Source organism: Methylobacterium sp. FW306-05-D, assembly GCF_058782155.1.
Genome location: NZ_JBYSXL010000085.1, coordinates 1877 through 17533, shown reverse-complemented (window position 1 = coordinate 17533; position 15657 = coordinate 1877). Strand labels below are relative to the sequence as shown.

General features: G+C 58.7%; 8 protein-coding genes and 4 pseudogenes. 4 read left to right on the top strand and 8 right to left on the bottom strand.

Going from position 1 to position 15657, the window contains the following annotated elements:
* A pseudogene (locus AC3WLN_RS20685) lies at positions 1–243 on the top strand (transposase); the annotation flags it as partial.
* A gap of 249 nt (positions 244–492) precedes the next feature.
* Here AC3WLN_RS20685 and AC3WLN_RS20680 read toward each other — a convergent pair.
* Both AC3WLN_RS20680 and AC3WLN_RS20675 read right to left on the bottom strand, forming a co-directional pair.
* Positions 493–1521, bottom strand: coding sequence for an IS110 family RNA-guided transposase (locus tag AC3WLN_RS20680; RefSeq protein WP_492484393.1), 1029 nt, complete (start codon positions 1519–1521; stop codon positions 493–495).
* A gap of 199 nt (positions 1522–1720) precedes the next feature.
* Positions 1721–1975, bottom strand: a pseudogene (locus AC3WLN_RS20675) (transposase); the annotation flags it as partial.
* 65 nt (positions 1976–2040) lie between these two features.
* Here AC3WLN_RS20675 and AC3WLN_RS20670 point away from each other — a divergent pair.
* Positions 2041–3210 (top strand): annotated as a pseudogene (locus AC3WLN_RS20670) (IS3 family transposase).
* Positions 3211–3757: 547 nt separating this feature from the next.
* On the opposite strand, the gene AC3WLN_RS20665 reads toward AC3WLN_RS20670, so the two are convergent.
* The 3 genes from AC3WLN_RS20665 to AC3WLN_RS20655 all read right to left on the bottom strand — a co-directional run bounded on the left by AC3WLN_RS20665 (position 3758) and on the right by AC3WLN_RS20655 (position 5613).
* On the bottom strand, positions 3758–4477 hold the full coding sequence (locus AC3WLN_RS20665; RefSeq protein WP_492484391.1) for a hypothetical protein: 720 nt from the start codon (positions 4475–4477) through the stop codon (positions 3758–3760).
* Between the two features lie 158 nt (positions 4478–4635).
* Complete coding sequence (cysC, locus tag AC3WLN_RS20660; protein WP_492484389.1) at positions 4636–5259, bottom strand: adenylyl-sulfate kinase; 624 nt, start codon at positions 5257–5259, stop codon at positions 4636–4638.
* Positions 5260–5358: 99 nt separating this feature from the next.
* The gene (locus AC3WLN_RS20655) at positions 5359–5613 is read right to left on the bottom strand and encodes a hypothetical protein (RefSeq protein ID WP_492484395.1); all 255 of its coding nucleotides are present in this window, start codon (positions 5611–5613) and stop codon (positions 5359–5361) included.
* Positions 5614–5751: 138 nt separating this feature from the next.
* Here AC3WLN_RS20655 and AC3WLN_RS20650 point away from each other — a divergent pair.
* Positions 5752–6663, top strand: a pseudogene (locus AC3WLN_RS20650) (transposase); the annotation flags it as partial.
* A 219-nt stretch (positions 6664–6882) separates the two neighbouring features.
* Here AC3WLN_RS20650 and AC3WLN_RS20645 read toward each other — a convergent pair.
* Both AC3WLN_RS20645 and AC3WLN_RS20640 read right to left on the bottom strand, forming a co-directional pair.
* Complete coding sequence (locus AC3WLN_RS20645; protein ID WP_492484388.1) at positions 6883–7344, bottom strand: hypothetical protein; 462 nt, start codon at positions 7342–7344, stop codon at positions 6883–6885.
* Between the two features lie 28 nt (positions 7345–7372).
* Positions 7373–8572 (bottom strand): HNH endonuclease signature motif containing protein, encoded by a 1200-nt coding sequence (locus AC3WLN_RS20640; protein WP_492484386.1) that lies wholly within the window; start codon positions 8570–8572, stop codon positions 7373–7375.
* Between the two features lie 932 nt (positions 8573–9504).
* Here AC3WLN_RS20640 and AC3WLN_RS20635 point away from each other — a divergent pair.
* Positions 9505–9771, top strand: coding sequence for a helix-turn-helix transcriptional regulator (locus AC3WLN_RS20635; RefSeq protein ID WP_492484384.1), 267 nt, complete (start codon positions 9505–9507; stop codon positions 9769–9771).
* Between the two features lie 509 nt (positions 9772–10280).
* On the opposite strand, the gene AC3WLN_RS20630 is transcribed toward AC3WLN_RS20635, so the two are convergent.
* Positions 10281–15605 carry an Ig-like domain-containing protein gene (locus AC3WLN_RS20630; protein ID WP_492484382.1) on the bottom strand — a complete coding sequence of 1775 codons (5325 nt, stop codon included), beginning with the start codon at positions 15603–15605 and terminating at the stop codon, positions 10281–10283.
* Between the last annotated feature and the right edge of the window lie 52 nt (positions 15606–15657).

Below are 15657 nucleotides of genomic sequence, written 5' to 3'. Positions count from 1 at the left end.
ATCGAGAACCGGGCGGCGCTGACCGGGATCCTGTTCGTGCTGCGCTCAGGTCTGCCCTGGGAGATGCTGCCGACCGAGATGGGCTGCGGCTGCGGGATGAGTTGCTGGCGACGCCTGCGCGACTGACAGGAGGCCGGCGTCTGGGCACGGCTGCATCAGGTGCTGCTGGAGCGCTTGCACGCAGCCGGGCATATCGACTGGAGCCGGGCGAGCCTGGACAGCGCGTCCGTCCCAGCCAAACGTATGGCCCGCCCCGTCCGCAAGTGGCTTATGATCCGCTGGTCTGAGCAGTCTGCATAAACGTATCCGGCCTTCCGGCAGCGCCGTTGGCCAAGATGGAGATTCGCGCGTCCTGGTCCTCATAAAGGGGGCGGCGTCGAGCGCCATGTTACGCCAGAGGCTTCCAGAACACCGATCGACTGTCAGGCCATCTTCCTTTCGCCGCTCGCAGACATGGTGAGGCCGACAAAGGCTTCGCCGACCAAGCTCGGTTCAGGCAGCCACCGCCGCCGGCTCATAGACGCGTTCGTGGCGCAGCAGCGCCCAGACGGTCCGAGCCATTTTAGCCGCCAGCGCAACGACGGCGGTGTTGGCGTGCGCCCGCGCCCGCAGGCCCCGGAGCCATTGACCGATCCGCGTATCGCTTTTGCGAAAGGTCGGCATCGCCGCCCGTGCACCCTGGATCAGCATCTTGCGCAGGTACTTGCTGCCGCGCTTGGTGATGCCGACGAGTTTGGGTCGTCCCCCAGTCGTGACTTGCCGCGGCACGAGGCCGAGCCAGGCCGCCAGATCACGCCCGCGGGCGAAGGTGGCCACGTCAACGATTGCCGCAACCAGCGCTGTCGCGTTGAGTGCACCGATGCCCGGGATGGTTGTGAGCCGGCGAGCACTCTCGTCGGTCCGGGCCTGTTCGGCGAACTCGCCATCGAGCGTGGCGATGCGTTCGTCGAGGGACTGCCAACGTTCCCGCACGTCGGCCACGAGACTGCGCATTCGTGGCGTGATGTCCGCGGCGGCGTCGAGATCGAGCAGGGTGTTCAGGCTGGCGGCAAGCTTGGCACGTCCTTGTGGGACGATGTGGCCACGCTCCAGCAGGATGGCCCGGATCTGGTTCATCAAGGCCGTGCGTTCGCCCACGAGCTGGTCGCGCACCCGGTGCAGAGTCTGCATGTCGAGCTGCGCTTCCGACTTCAGCGCGACGAACCGCATCGTCGGACGCGTCGCAGCCTCTGCGATCGCCTCGGCGTCACGGTCGTCGTTCTTCTGGGCCTTGACGTAGGGGCGCACGTATTCCGGCGACATCAGCCGGATGGTGTGACCTTGAGCGGCGAGCGCCCGGCCCATGTGATGCGCGCCACAGCACGCCTCCATGGCGATGATGCAAGGTGGAAGCGTTGCGCCAAAGGTCATCACCGTCTCGCGTCGCATCCGGCGTCGCAGGACGACCCGACCGGTCGCGTCCAGCCCGACGAGGCTGCAGCTGTTCCTGCCCAGATCGATCCCGAGTATCGCAATGTCCATCGGTCCGCTCCATCCCTCGTGTGAGCCACACTGCAAAGCTAGCAGTGAAGCCCAGTGAGGGGCGGGCCATCCATAAAGGGGGGCCTGCCACCGGCCCGAACCCGACGGATCGGGGCAAGCCGGGCACCAAGCGCCACCTCGTCACGGATTGACCTGACCGGTATTTTGGACCGAGCCGAGTGAGCGACTGTCTTGCCGGTCAAGCGGTTTGCCATGGCGTTCCGTCCCTCAGGATGGCGTTGAGGATGGTGATCAGCTTCCGAGCGGTGGCAATCAGAGCAACGAGCTTGGGCTTGCCGGCCGCGATGAGCCGGTCACGGAAGGTTTTCAGCGCGGCGTTGTGACGGCTGGCCACCATGGCCCCCATGAATAGCGCCTTGCGGACAGGCGCGCGCCCGCCCGCGATAAAGCTTCTACTGCGCCACTGACCGGATTGCCGCGTCCAGGGCGCCAGCGGCCTGCCCCCTGAAAAGTGGTCCTCCCTGAGGTATGGCTTTGCGCCATGTGGAGGATGTTTTCATGGGACGGAAGAAGCATACGGCTGAAGAGATTGTCGCTAAGCTGCGTCAGGTGGATGTCTTGGTCTCGCAAGGCCGTAAGGTCGCTGAAGCAATCCGGTCCATCGAGGTCACCGAGGTCACGTATTACCGCTGGCGTTCCGAGTACGGTGGCCTGAAGGGGGATCAGGTCAAGCGGTTGAAGTCTCTGGAGACCGAGAACCAGCGCCTTCGTCGGGCGATCTCGGATCTGACTTTGGAGAAGCTCATCTTGAAGGAGGCGGCCTCGGGAAACTTCTGAGCCCGGCTCGCCGCCGGGCGTGTGTCGACTACGTCGTTGCCGAGCATGGCGTATCGGAACGCTTTGCCTGTCGTGTTCTGGGCCAGCATCGTTCGACCCAACGCAAGGCCGCCGTGGTGGTCGAGGACGAAGCTGCTCTGACGGCCGCGATCATCGCATTGGCCGTCCAGTACGGGCGCGACAGTTACCGTCGGATCACGGCCTTGCTCCGGCGTGACGGCTGGACGGTGAACGTGAAGCGCGTCGAACGGATCTGGCGCTGCGAGGGGCTCAAAGTTCCCGCTCGTCAGCCGAAACGGGCACGCCTCTGGCTCAACGACGGCTCCTGCCTGCGACTACGGCCCGAGCGGCCTGACCACGTCTGGTCCTACGACTTCGTTGAGCACCGCACGCACAACGGACGCAAGTACCGGATGCTGAACGTCATCGACGAGTTCACGCGCGAGTGCATGGCGATCCGGGTCGCTCGCAAGCTGAAGGCGTATGACGTGATCGACGTGCTCTCGGACCTGTTCAGCCTGCGCGGCGTGCCCGGTCATATCCGTTCGGACAACGGGCCGGAGTTCATCGCCAAAGCCGTCCAGGACTGGATCGCGGCGGTTGGATCTGCGACCGCCTACATCGAGCCGGGCAGTCCGTGGGAGAACGGTGACTTACGAGAGCTTCAACGCGAAGCTGCCGGATGAACTCCTCAACGGCGAGGTGTTCTATACCCTGAAAGAGGCCAGCGTCGTGATTGAGCAATGGCGGCGGCACTACAACAGCATCCGACCGCACTCGTCGCTCGGCTACCAGCCGCCTGCGCCCGAGGTCATCATCTGGCCAACGGAACCGAACGGCTCAGTGCCGACCGCTCGCCCCGCCATCGTCGCGCGACCGACGATGCACTAACTTCGAACCTGGGCCACCAGATAGGGGCAGGCCATTGAGACCTGTGTAACCAATGATGCAGGCGGGCGCGAGAATGTTGTTACTGAGCCTATCGAAAATTTCAGTCAAGCAATTAACGGCTTTGGATGCCGCCCAGATAGCGCTTGGATTTATTAAGAACTTAAACAAATTTTTCTTATGTCTGCATGCCGCGCACGCAGCCGAAACACGAGCAGTTTCCGTTAGACTAGCGTTCGACGTACAGAAGTCGGATCCTTCAACGGTCAATTTATATTGCATCTCGTCAGCGTCTTGATTTATCAAATTTACAAGATATTTTGATCAAATTTCAAGACATCTAAATCATTCCCACTTGAAGATCTTATTTCACCCGGCAGTATACTGACTCCCCTCCACCCGCCCGGAGCAACCCGAGGCGGGTATCTTGTTCTGCCGCATGCCGCACCAAGCGCTTCATGCATGCATCAGCCACTCACGTTTTCTGCAATAATTCTACTCAATTAATATGATTAAGCATTTTACTAAGTACTGAAATACATTTTATTTTCTAGCGACTGATTAGATTGTTGGCCGACTGGTGCCTCCTATGGAATTCAGCGGTAGCCCAATCATACAGCTCGCAATCGTACGGACTGTGATTTTCCATGGCCAATCTCTGTTTTCTGGTTATCTCAGGCTTCGAGGGGGTCACGTTGACCTGAACTGGCGCGGTATAAGGCAATCCCAAATGTTGAAATATCGTTTTTGTCGACAAGACAAAATCTTCTGAGATGCCGAATATTATTGAACTCAAGTTTTTTTTAGCAACTGAGACGCTATAATCGCTTTCTCCAATCGAGCAATCGCAAAAGTATTTACACACTGAATCTTTAGCGCGCAAAGCAATGAAGTCTTCAAGCGACCATTTGACGGCTTCCTGCACAAAATCTAGCTCTAGACCTCCTTCGAAGGTACTAAGTACATTTTTCGAATAGTAATAAAACGAGGCAAGTAATTCGACTGGATTTCGCAGCAGCGTTATGGGTCTGCAAGGCAAAGAAATGCACACCCAATACGGAATATGCCCACTAATTAGTTGGATACCATCAATACTTCGCCCCGTGATGCGTCCGTCGCGAGCTTCCGCTGCAAATTCCTCGCGGGATTTGAGGTCAATACCACTCAAGTCGATACTTGCTTCGAGTGGAATTTGCTCTCGAAGCATCATCAACAGAGAAGTGCCTGCTGTCTTTGCGATATGCATAAATACGATTGGTAAATCATTCACGGCAATAATTTTCCTGAGTATTTACTAGTTAATATATAATATTATTTAAATATTTAAACATTTGCATTCTACCGACAGAATGAAGATTTGTTGTCATTACCGAATCAGCTCCAAAAATTTCAATGCTAAACCGCTATTTTTGTCGCGAATTATTGAACTCAGCCACAGCGTACATGCGACTTTAATTCGAGACTTGAGCTTAGGCGCAGGATCATGTCTACAAGGGGTTGGGCTGAATCCGTGATCGTGCAGTTTTCGGTGACAAGGACCAAGTTGGGGGCGTCGGGACACTCGTAGGGCGCAGAAATCCCCGTGAAGTCTGGAATATCACCAACGCGGGCGCGCCGGTATAGCCCCTTCGGATCGCGGATCTCACAGGCCGCCAAAGGCGTACTGACAAAAACCTCAAGGAAGGGGAGGTCCCGGGCGATGCGACGCGCCTGGGCGCGCTCAGCGCGCAGAGGCGATATCAGCGAAACGAGTACGATCAGTCCGGCCTCGGCCATAAGTGCTGCTACTTCAGCGGTCCGTCGCACGTTCTCGTCCCGATCCGCTCGACTGAAACCGAGGTCGCGGGTTAGCCCAGTCCGCAGGTTGTCGCCATCAAGCACCATGGTGTGGCGACCCTGCGCGGTAAGAGCCTGATCAACGGCATTGGCGAGGCTCGACTTTCCGGAGCCCGACAGACCAGTAAACCAAGCGATGACCGGCCGTTGCCGAAGCTGGATCCAGCGGTTCTCGCGCGGTTGAAGGATGTGCGGCGTCAAATTCGAAGGCGTCATGCAAGCAAAATTATTCAATCGCGAGACTGTTAATCGTGCGAACCCGTTTCCTGAAACCCTGGCTCGGCCCCATCCAGGATAGCACGCAGCTTGCCAGCGTCACCGCCCGAACGCCCATAGCGGCACCGTGCCGCCGGGTCGCCCTGGCATGTTGCAATAGTAGGCCGTGTTCACGAGGGCGATGCGGTTGGCGGCAACCGTTGCGACCTTGACGTCCGACATGACGATGGCGCCTCCTTCCGGATGCACGCCGAACACCTCCAGGGTCGTCCAGCCGAGCGGCGCCGCCTCATTCGCCCAGCGGTCAAGGAAGTCGACGCACGCCGCGTGCGCGCCGCCCCAGGATCGGAGCATGAAGCCTGGGCACGGGACGGCGCTCGGCCGGAGGTTCAGGAAGGCCTCGCGCCAGATCTTCGCATCGGCGTGACAAGCTTGGCGTTCGGTAAGGCTGACATGGGCTCCGGCGGTTGATTCGGACCGGACAGGAGAGATGGAGAGGCTGTCGCCCGCGCTTTGCCAATGGTTTCCAGGTCATCGACCGCTACCACCTCATTGAGGAGCCCCAGCCGCGGCTTCTTCGACGCCGCGCGCATATCGATGCGTCAGGCTCGCGAGGTCGTTGGCACGGTCACCCCTGATTCGGCGCTCCTTCCGCCGGCTGAGCGTATCCAGTACGAGGGTTACCTGCAGAGGGGAGGGGCGGACGCGGCCATCCGCGCACTCGCGGAAGCAGGCGCTCTGATTCGCCGGATCGGCCAGCGCCTGGGCCACAGTCGCAAGATGGTGCGTGCAGTCCTGCGCGGCGAGCGCACGGACGTCTTCCGGGTCCGCCAGAGCTCGCTCGACGCCTATCTGCCCTGGCTCGACGCCCAGTGGGACGCAGGCAGCCGCAACGCCACCGAACTCTGGCGAATGGCGAAGGCGCAGGGCTTCCGAGGATTGCTCCGCGTGGTTGGGGAATGGGCGACGCGCCGCCGGCGCGCGGAGCAGGCCAACATCGAGCGGCTTCAGCGTGTGCCGTCGGCGCGAACCTTGGCACGACTGCTGACGACGGGTCGCGACCGGTTGACCAGGGCGTAGACGCTGACCGTGGCGGCGGTCGAGGAAGGGGTGCCGGAGCTGGTCGAGGCACGCGAAGTAGTCAGCGCCTTCCAGACGATGGTGCGAGGAAACGAACCCGGCCGGCTCGAAGGATGGCTCAGTCGGGCCGAGGTGAGTCTCGTCGCCTCCTTCGCGCGCGGCATCGGTCAGGACCGATCCGCAGTTCAGGCCGCGATCACGCTGCCATGGTCGAACGGCCAGACCGAGGGACAGGTCACGAAGCTCAAGCTCGTGAAGCGCCAGATGTACAGCCGCGGCAGGATCGACCTGCTGCAGGCTCGCCTGATCGGCCTCAAGCCTTGATGATCATCGAAAGTGCGTCAGAGCCCCTATTGGACACCGATCAGCCCTTCAGCGGGTCCTCTTTCCACGCGGATACCCATGATCAGCGAAGGTGAGCCAGAACCCGAGTGGCACGTCAATCCAGAAACAATATCAAATGCTGTTTGGCAAAAACCGGATACGGACAGAACCTCTTCAAACTCGCACAGGAAGACCAGAATGCGCTCCTGATGCGACGATCTAGGATCTGACCTTGCGGTTGCCGAGTTCGAACAGGCGTCGGAAAGCGAACTTCCGTCGGGACAAAGCTCGAGCTTCATACCGGTCTAATTGCTCAACCTGAGCGGAGATTTCTGGAAGGAAATCGCTAAGAAATATTCGCCCTGCCTGGGCTCCTGACCCCGCATCTGTTACGCCGCTTCGCAGAAGTGCAATTTTGTATGCCTGAACGCGTTGAAAATTAATCTGGGCCTCGGCAGCACTACGGGCCACCTTCAAAATGCCGTCAGCGATGCCGTAGCTGCTGACGATAAGCTCGGTCAAATGCTCGATCTCCGCATCCATTTTTGCATTGAGATCGACGCTTGAGAGGCCGTGCTTACGCGCATTCTGTTTTGATTGCGCCTTCCCTATGGGTGTGCGGGGTCCTGTGCTCTTTGCGGAATTGCGACGATTGGCATGACTGGCGCGCTCTGACGTCATGACGACCTCAAAATTCGAATAGCACAGTTCACCGCTCGCCGCTGCGCTCCACGTCAAGAACGTCAGCAGTAACTCTCCGAGCAAGCTGCCCGAAGCCTTCTCGCTTGCGCTCAATTTCCCGGAAAAGTGCATCTCGACGTTGATCGGCCAGCGCGGCCATTCGATCAATGCGTTCAATAGAGGGCAGGTTTAACAGAAAGCCGTGCGCAGTGACGTTCTCTGCCGTGAGACCACGCTCATGAAGAAGGTCGTCAACATAGGGCCGCTGCTCTCGGTGGCCGCCCATCCAACCTGCAGCGAGACTATCAGCCGATGGAGCTGCATCGTGGTTCAGATTAAAGGGATCCACGTTCTGGAGAGCAGGACGGATCAAATCCTCCGCTGCTTTCAACTGGGCCTGAACCAAGATCTGCCTTCGCCACCGGCGGAGCCGGCTTGCTTCCCAGATCAAGTCGGTGATGTTCTTAACCCAGATCGCCTCGATCACGTCATCAGGGCGAATTTGATGAACGATGCTACGGAGAAGGGTTTCATACTGGTCCGGGTCTTCATCTGCCAGCAGGGGACGATCGCTGAACAGAAAGTCTAGGTGAGCTGGGATCGCTGGAAGGACGTCCCCTGAGGCCGAGCCGTCCTTCTCACTCAGGCTGGTCAGTTTTGCCTTCGTTGTCGCTCGGTTCGCCATTTGATCCGCTGCTCCTGAATCGTCCTCCTTATCCGAAAGCGTCGCCTCTGGGTAAAGGCGATCGGTCGGCTTGGTCGCGGCATCCACCACGATCGGCTTCGAACCGGGTTCCTCAGCGTCACCGCTCTCTGAGTCGGACCTATGAGTTCGGCCACGTCGTAAACCCCCGTCGCGAAGGACAACTGTTCCATCGAACTTTCGCTTAATAACAGAATGACGCGATCCGAGCATCGGACGCGAGACGACCGCGGCACCCAGATGCCGAAGCTTTTGGCGCTTCGCTTCGGCAGCCCGCGCATGATCACTTCGCGTCTTCTCACGCCCACACGCCTCATGCGCTGGCCCGAGGTTCTGGATCTCGTCCGGCCCACCAAGCTCGAGCGCTCGAATGTGCTCGACGATCCAGCGATCTCGCACACCGTCGATGCGGCGATCGCAAACCACGCAAGTCCCGCCCGTGCGCTCCCACGCTTGAAGCCGACGGCGATTCGACAAAGAACCGCGTCGCGTTGTGCCAACGTCCTCAAGCGCGACGTACGGCATCAGAGCGCCCACTTTCGAGAGTCGGACGATTAGCAAGCGCCTTCAGAGCCTGAAAGGACAGGTGCTCCCAGTCGCAAAGGAGTTGCTCATATCGCTCAATTAACGCCCTGAGCTGTTCATCCTCTTCACGGCCTACGAGTCTCACTTGGAGACCCAAGGAAGCCACGGTAGGACGTGCAGGATCAGCCGTGTGCTGGCGCGGTTTTTTGTGGGGCATTGTGAGCCTCCGGCTTAGATTGGGTTGGTGAGCGGATCGGGCGGTCCCGACAGTGGGCCGATGTAGGCCGTGAATTCAGTCGATCATCACATTCATGCCAATGGCCCGGCCCTGCACGAGACGCCAGGGATCCATTCTGGTGGAATGGGCCGCTGACAAGAGTTGCTGCTCAGCGACACCCGCGAAGATTGCGTAGATGATGCTTCCGCATCCTGAGAAGCTGCATTCGCGCGTATTACCGGCAGCGTCGCCTCAGGTCCCGTGCGAGTCGACGTCTCATCGATATTCACAACGGGTCGGCTTACATTCCACCGGGCCATTAGACGAGCCGCCTTGGCGGCTCGCCATGTTCCCTGCAAAGCCGCTGACACACAGACCTGCCACCCGTCACCAGTCGCTGCTTGGCGAGCTTTCGCAGCAGCCACGGCTAAGCGCATAATAGCTCTACGGTCGAAAGCTCCAGATACGAGGAGAGGACAAACGCGAGCTGCTGACTGTGCCCGACGAAAGGCCAAATCGGCGAACGCTCGTTGTCGTAACGCTGCCTGTCGATCTCCGGGAGCGAAATGGATGCGGTCCGCTCGGATATCGCGTATGGCAACTGTCCAAGAAATAAAACGCTGACGCATGGAATGCACTCTTTTGGGGAAACATCACCATATTAGTGCTATCTGTCAGATGGTAAGTCAACCCAAAAAGGTCATGTTGCGCAAAAATGGTAATATCTCGGGAGCAGTGTCGCGCGGCGAGGGCCCTTCTGGAGTGGACGCAAGATCGCCTCGCTGAGGCGTCATCTGTTTCGAAAAAAACGCTGGTAGATTTCGAAGCCGGCAAGCGAACTCCATATGAGCGGACGCTCGCCGACGTTGTTCGCGCTTTAGAGGAAGCAGGTATAGAGTTTATTCCGGAAAACGGGGGAGGGGTTGGTGTCCGCTTTCGTGAAAAGCGAAAGGCCCGGAAGCATCCGCCAGCCTCCATATAAATGTAACTGATTTCTATTTAGACCGTTTATAATGTAAATTCAATATTGCATAATAATTGATATTATTTGAAATTATCAATGTTGCCTCGAGAATGTCGTCTTCTAGATTCATTTGGTATCTATGGCGTGGATTACTCTGACCTGAATAACAGGTTTGCATGCAATTTCTTGCTGTTGATGTGGCTTTCCCGGAAGGCATTACTACCGCCACTCGCTCTGCAGGTGGCATAAAGCTCTCAGGATGGCTGTTAGCGCAGGCAATCCGACAAATACCGGATTTAGTGCAGGCAAAAACTGACTTTCAAATCGGACGTGGTGTTGACAACAGGTACGCTCTCACCCTTGCGCATACGCTGCGCTAGGACAAGACCAGATTAGCAGCATCCCGGAACCTTACTCAGGATGAGCATGGTTGAGGATGTGCCGGCACCAATGATTGCTGAGAGTGTATAATACAAGACAGTGCCATTTCCAAGATTAACACCTCCTCTGATTCAGTGCTGACCGGCTTAGGTATGAAGAAGGCCATGGTCTTGGAACTGGAAATTTTCTGATGTCAAGGCTGCTAGCTGTACGTTCTTAAGCAGTATCGTGTCGGTAGCGCTCAAGGTTAGGAGCGTATCTGCACCAGCCGACGTAAGATGGCTTTGAACGTCGGCGTAGCTTGAGACCTGAACAGTGTCCAGCAGCAGGGTGTCATGCCCACTGGCTGAGCCTGCGTGGAACCCTGTAATCATGTCCGCGCCAAAACCCTTAGCAAACACGAACGTATCGCTGCCAAAGCTCTTGAACGAGTCGACCACGCCTGCAGTCGAAATGAGCGTCTGGCCAGCCTGGTAAGCTGTCTGCGTGTGAGACCCATTGGCGTTGGTCTGATCCACAAACTCCAGCTTTCCATTCGAGCCATAGCTGTCGTGCTCGGCCACGTAGGTCTTAGCCGTCAAATTCGACAGGTACACGTCCTTGCTCTTATCCGCGTGGATCTGCGTCTCGCTCGTGAGCATGCCGGCGGTATTGAACGCCTTCGTGTTAGAGTTCTCTGTGCCGCCGGGAGCGAACTTCACCACTTCGCTGGTCAGCACACCGTTGGTGAAGGTTTTTGTGTCCGAGAAGCCATCCGCGCCGAGCTCCACGTGCGTCTTCAGCGTACCACCCGCATCATACTGATCGTTGGTCTTGGTACCATCGCTGGCCAGCACGTAGTGGTAATCGAGCGAACCATCGCTGTGGGTGCGCGTCGCCTCGGTCAGCACACCTGCAGCGTTATAGCTGTAGCTTTCAGCGACGTAGGTCTTGCCGGTGATGGCCGATAGGAACAAGTCTGCGCTCTTATCCGCGTGGATCTGCGTCTCGCTCGTGAGCACGCCTGAGATGTTGAACACCTTGATGGCGGATTTTTCTGTGCCACCTGGTGCGTAGGTCACAGCTTCACGGCTCAGAACACCATTGATGAAAGTCTGCGTCTCTGAGTAGCCGCTGGTGCGCACCACCACGTGCGACTTCATTGTGCCGCCGGCATCGAACTGGTCAGTGGTCTTCGTGCCGTCACTGGCCAGCGCATAGTGGTAATCGAGTGTGCCGTCCTTATGAGTACGCGTGACTTCCACCAGCGTACCAGCTGCACTGTAGCTGTCGTGCTCGGCCGTGTAGGTCTTACCCGTCAGGTTCGACAGATACACGTCCTTGCTCTTGTCCGCATGGATCTGCGTCTCGCTGGTGAGCACGCCGGCGGTGTTGAACGCCTTTGTGCTGGAGATCTCCGCGCCGCCGGGAGCGAACTTCACCACATCACTGGTCAGCACACCGTTGGTGAAGGTTTGCGTGTCCGAGTAGCCATTCGAGCTCATCACCAAGTGCGACTTCAGCCTGCCACTGTCGTCATACTGATCGATGGCCTTGATGTCATCAACGCTAAGATCGTAGAGGGTATTAAAGTTGAAATTCGCGTCGATGACATACCGGACATCTTGGAGCACCACTCCTCCGCTGTCCTTGTCGACGTATTCGCCATAAAAATTGTGGCCGCTTTGAAGCGGTATCACCACGCCGCCGGCTTGCACCAAAGCGCCATGTGTTGTGTATTTGTAAAGCTTAACTCCCGCATCGTTAGTTCCGATTTGCTCCGGAACCTGCCATGTAACCAAATCCGCGCCGCCAATTTCCTTGATCTTTACATGATGAATGTTCGGATCAGGGTCGATATTTGTGTCTGCAGCCGTGTAGCTCGAGAGAATTATCTGGGACTTGAGCGCACCTTCCGCGTCGAAGGAGTTGTATGTAATTTTCCCTGAAATAACATTGTAAAGCGCGAAGTCACTTCGGTTATATTCAACAGAAAGACCAATGAAAGCAAAACCTCCATCCGTCAGGATAACCGGTGCAGATGGCTGATAGTACTCGATGCGAGCCCCGCCGCGAAAGCTACCAGAAAGCGTGGACCCAATCAGTATGTTACTTCCGATTTGGGCACCATCATTCCCGATGATATGGGCATAGTAGTTCGTTCGAGTGTACTCGTTCGGAGCCATGGGGTCTCCGCCCCCATTTTCTGCAGCAACTTCGCCAGAGATGTACGCGGAGCGGCTATCGGTCGTGCCCACAGCCGCTTCACCTTTGGCAATGGTGTAGCCGTAGTGGTAGTCGAGCGTACCATCCGCATGAGTACGCGTAACTTCCACTAGTAAACCAGCTGCATTGTAGCTGTCGTGCTCGGCCGTGTAGGTCTTACCCGTCAGGTTCGACAGGTACACGTCCTTACTCTTATCCGCATGGATCTGCGTCTCGCTGGTGATCACGCCGGCGGCGTTGAACGCCTTCGTGTTGGAGATCTCCGCGCCGCCGGGAGCGAACTTCACCACCTCACTGCTCAGCACACCGTTGGTGAAGGCCTGCGCCTGCGAGTAGCCGTCGGTGCCGAGCACCACGTGCGACTTCAGCGTACCACCAGCATCATACTGATCGTTGGTCTTGGTGCCGTTGCTGGCCAGCACGTAGTGGTAGTCGAGCGAACCATCGCTATGGGTGCGCGTCGCTTCGGTCAGCACACCTGCAGCATTATAGCTGTAGCTTTCAGCGGTGTAGGTCTTGCCGGTGATGGCCGACAGGAACAAATCTGCGCTCTTATCCGCATGGATCTGCGTCTCGCTCGTAAGTACACCTGAGGTGTTGAACACCTTGGTGCTGGATTTTTCTGTGCCCCCTGGTGCGCAGGTCACAGCCTCACGCGTCAAGACGCCGTCCGTGTAGGCCTGCACCTCAGACGAACCGTCAATATTTGATTTTTTTACAGAACTTATATTACCCTGGGCATCATAAACGGCGACTATGCTTGATCCATTCGCATCGATGCCCGAGATGGTCGATTTTGGCACTCCCGTAAGGGAAACGATAAACGCTCCAGATTTTGAATACGTCCCTGAGGCATCGGTGACGATCTCGACCGAGCCGGTGAAGATCTGGTCGCGCTGAGCTGCCGTCAGCGTCTGGCCTTTGACGACGACGGTGTCCTGGCCAGCCCCGCCCTGCACCAGGTAAGCGGTATCCGCGCTGTCGACGGTGAAGGTGGTGCCCGTCGCGTTCGCGCTCCTGATCGAGCCAAGACCGCCGTAGATGCTCTTCGCGGTCAGATCCAGGCTTGCCGCCGTGGTCGTGAGCGAGGCGCCAGAGCCGCTGAGGCCGATCGAACTCACGCTACCCACCGAGTCGGTCACCAGCTCGACACTCGAGCCATAGCTGGAGAGATTGAGATTGGTGACGTCGGCCAGCGTGGCGGCGTCCACCTTGACGATCATCCGGCCGCCGGTGCTGCTCGTGGCACCTGACACGTTCAGGCTCTCGACATGGCTGAGGCTGATCTTGGTCAGGTCATAGACCATGTCGACGCTGGGCGTTGCTCCTGGCGTCAGGGTGGCATTGTAGGGGGTGAACAGGCTCAGGGTGTCGTAGCCCGCACCACCATCAATGACGCTGCCCGCCTGCAGCTTGGTCGGCGCATTGACGTTGATCTGGTCGCTCTCGTTCCCACCCTGCAGCGCGACCCGGCCGGTGCCGAGCGTGACCGAGATCCCGCTCGTGGTCGGGAACGTGGTCGACGCCCCTGGCGTAGCAGTGCCATCGCTGAGCACGACCTTGAGGTCCACGCCGTCGCGCAGTGTCAGGCTGGCATAGCTGGAGGTGACGTTGGTGAGGCGCACCTCCTCGAAGCCGGTGAATTGGGCCAGGCCGGCGAGGTTGAAGCTGCCCGAGCCGGTCAGGGCGAGCACGTCGTAGCCGGCGCCCCCATCCAACTGGTCGCCGCCGGTGTAGGGCGTGGTCGTGCCGTTGTAGACGGGGGTGCCGGCGTTCAGCGTCGCGCCAGTGGCCTGAACGATCTGGTCGCCCGCCGACAGCTGGACCACGTCGGATCCCGTCGTGAGGACCGTCGCTCCGCGAGCAATCGTATCGATGGCCGTGGCAACACGACCACCGGCGCCTGTGTTGCTAGCAACATCCGTATACAGGCCAGCCGCGACAGAAATCTCGCCAGATCCCGTATAGTTCACGTCGGGTGTGAACACCGCCGTATACCGCAGCGGATCGACCATCGTGAGGCCGCTCAGTTGCCCGTGTGTCGCCGTCACATCGCTCAGGGCAAAGCCCGTGACGACTTCGCTGAACTGGAAGGTGACGATGGCGGACTCACCGGCCAGCAGCTGTCCGTCATTGATGCTCAAAGTCAGCACGGGTGGCGTGACATCGAGGGGACCTGCCTTTGTATACGTCCCAGCGGCGTCAGTGATGGTTTCGATGGATCCGGTGAAGACCTGATCGCGCTGAGCGTCGGTCAGGGTCAGGCCCTTGACCACGAGGGTGTCCGAGCCAGTCCCGCCCTGCACCTGCAGGGCAGTGGCGACGCTGGTCACGGTGAAGGTCGTGCCGGTTAGGTTCGTGCTCTCGACCAGAGCCCCACTGATGGACTTGCCCGACAGATCCAGGCTGGCTGCCGCCGTGACCAGCTTGGCACCTGAATTGGCGTAGATGCTGGTGACATCCGCCAGCGAGGCCGTATCGACCTTTGCGACCGTGGTGGCGCTGCCGTACCCACCGTAGCTGCCGAACAGCTCGAGAGTTTCGACGTGGCTAAGGCTGATGCTGGTCAGGTCGTAAACCGTATCCCGAGGCAATGCGGGCGAAGGGTACGTGAGCCCCGTGACCGGATCGATGTAGGACGAGGTCGAGTAGGTCTGCGTGCTGTCGTAGGACAGGCTGAGCCTGTCGTAGCCGGCACCGCCGTCGATCACGCTGCCCGCGTGCAGCTTGGCCGCTGTAGAAGCCGAGATGGTGTCGCTCTCGTTGCCACCCTGCAGCGTGACCCAACCGGTGCCGAGGGTGACGCTGATGCCACCCGTCGAGCTGTAGGACGGCACACCAGGCGTTGAGGGCGCCGTTCCATCGCTCAGGGTAACGGCAAGGTCGACCCCATCGCGCAAGCTCAGGCTGGCTGTGCTGGACGTCGCGTTGGTGAGGCGCACCTCCTCAAAGCCGACGAACTGGGCCAGGCCGGACAAGCTGAAGCTGCCCGAGCCAGTGAGCGAAAGCACGTCGTAGCCAGCCCCACCATCGAGCCGGTCACCAGTACCAAGGATCGGCGTAGCAGGCGTCAGCGTCGCTGATGTTGCCTGAACGATTTGATCACCGTCCAAGGGGAGCACCGTGTCCTGACCCGTCGTCAGAACGATCGTTCCTTGGGGCGCACTAACCTTCGTATACGTCCCAGCGGCGTCGGTGAGGGTCTCGATAGAGCTGGTGAAGATCTGATCGCGCTGGGCTTCGGTCAGGGTCAGGCCCTTGACCACGAGGGTGTCCGAGCCAGTCCCGCCCTGCACCTGCAGGGCAGTGGCGACGCTG

What these genes read in the sequence shown, in the direction of transcription:
- AC3WLN_RS20655 (WP_492484395.1), bottom strand. Translation starts at nt 5,613, where the DNA reads ATGCTCCGATCCTGGGGCGGCGCGCACGCGGCGTGCGTCGACTTCCTT.
- AC3WLN_RS20640 (WP_492484386.1), bottom strand. Translation starts at nt 8,572, where the DNA reads ATGCCGTACGTCGCGCTTGAGGACGTTGGCACAACGCGACGCGGTTCT.
- AC3WLN_RS20635 (WP_492484384.1), top strand. Translation starts at nt 9,505, where the DNA reads ATGGTAATATCTCGGGAGCAGTGTCGCGCGGCGAGGGCCCTTCTGGAG.
- AC3WLN_RS20680 (WP_492484393.1), bottom strand. Translation starts at nt 1,521, where the DNA reads ATGGACATTGCGATACTCGGGATCGATCTGGGCAGGAACAGCTGCAGC.
- cysC (WP_492484389.1), bottom strand. Translation starts at nt 5,259, where the DNA reads ATGACGCCTTCGAATTTGACGCCGCACATCCTTCAACCGCGCGAGAAC.
- AC3WLN_RS20645 (WP_492484388.1), bottom strand. Translation starts at nt 7,344, where the DNA reads ATGACGTCAGAGCGCGCCAGTCATGCCAATCGTCGCAATTCCGCAAAG.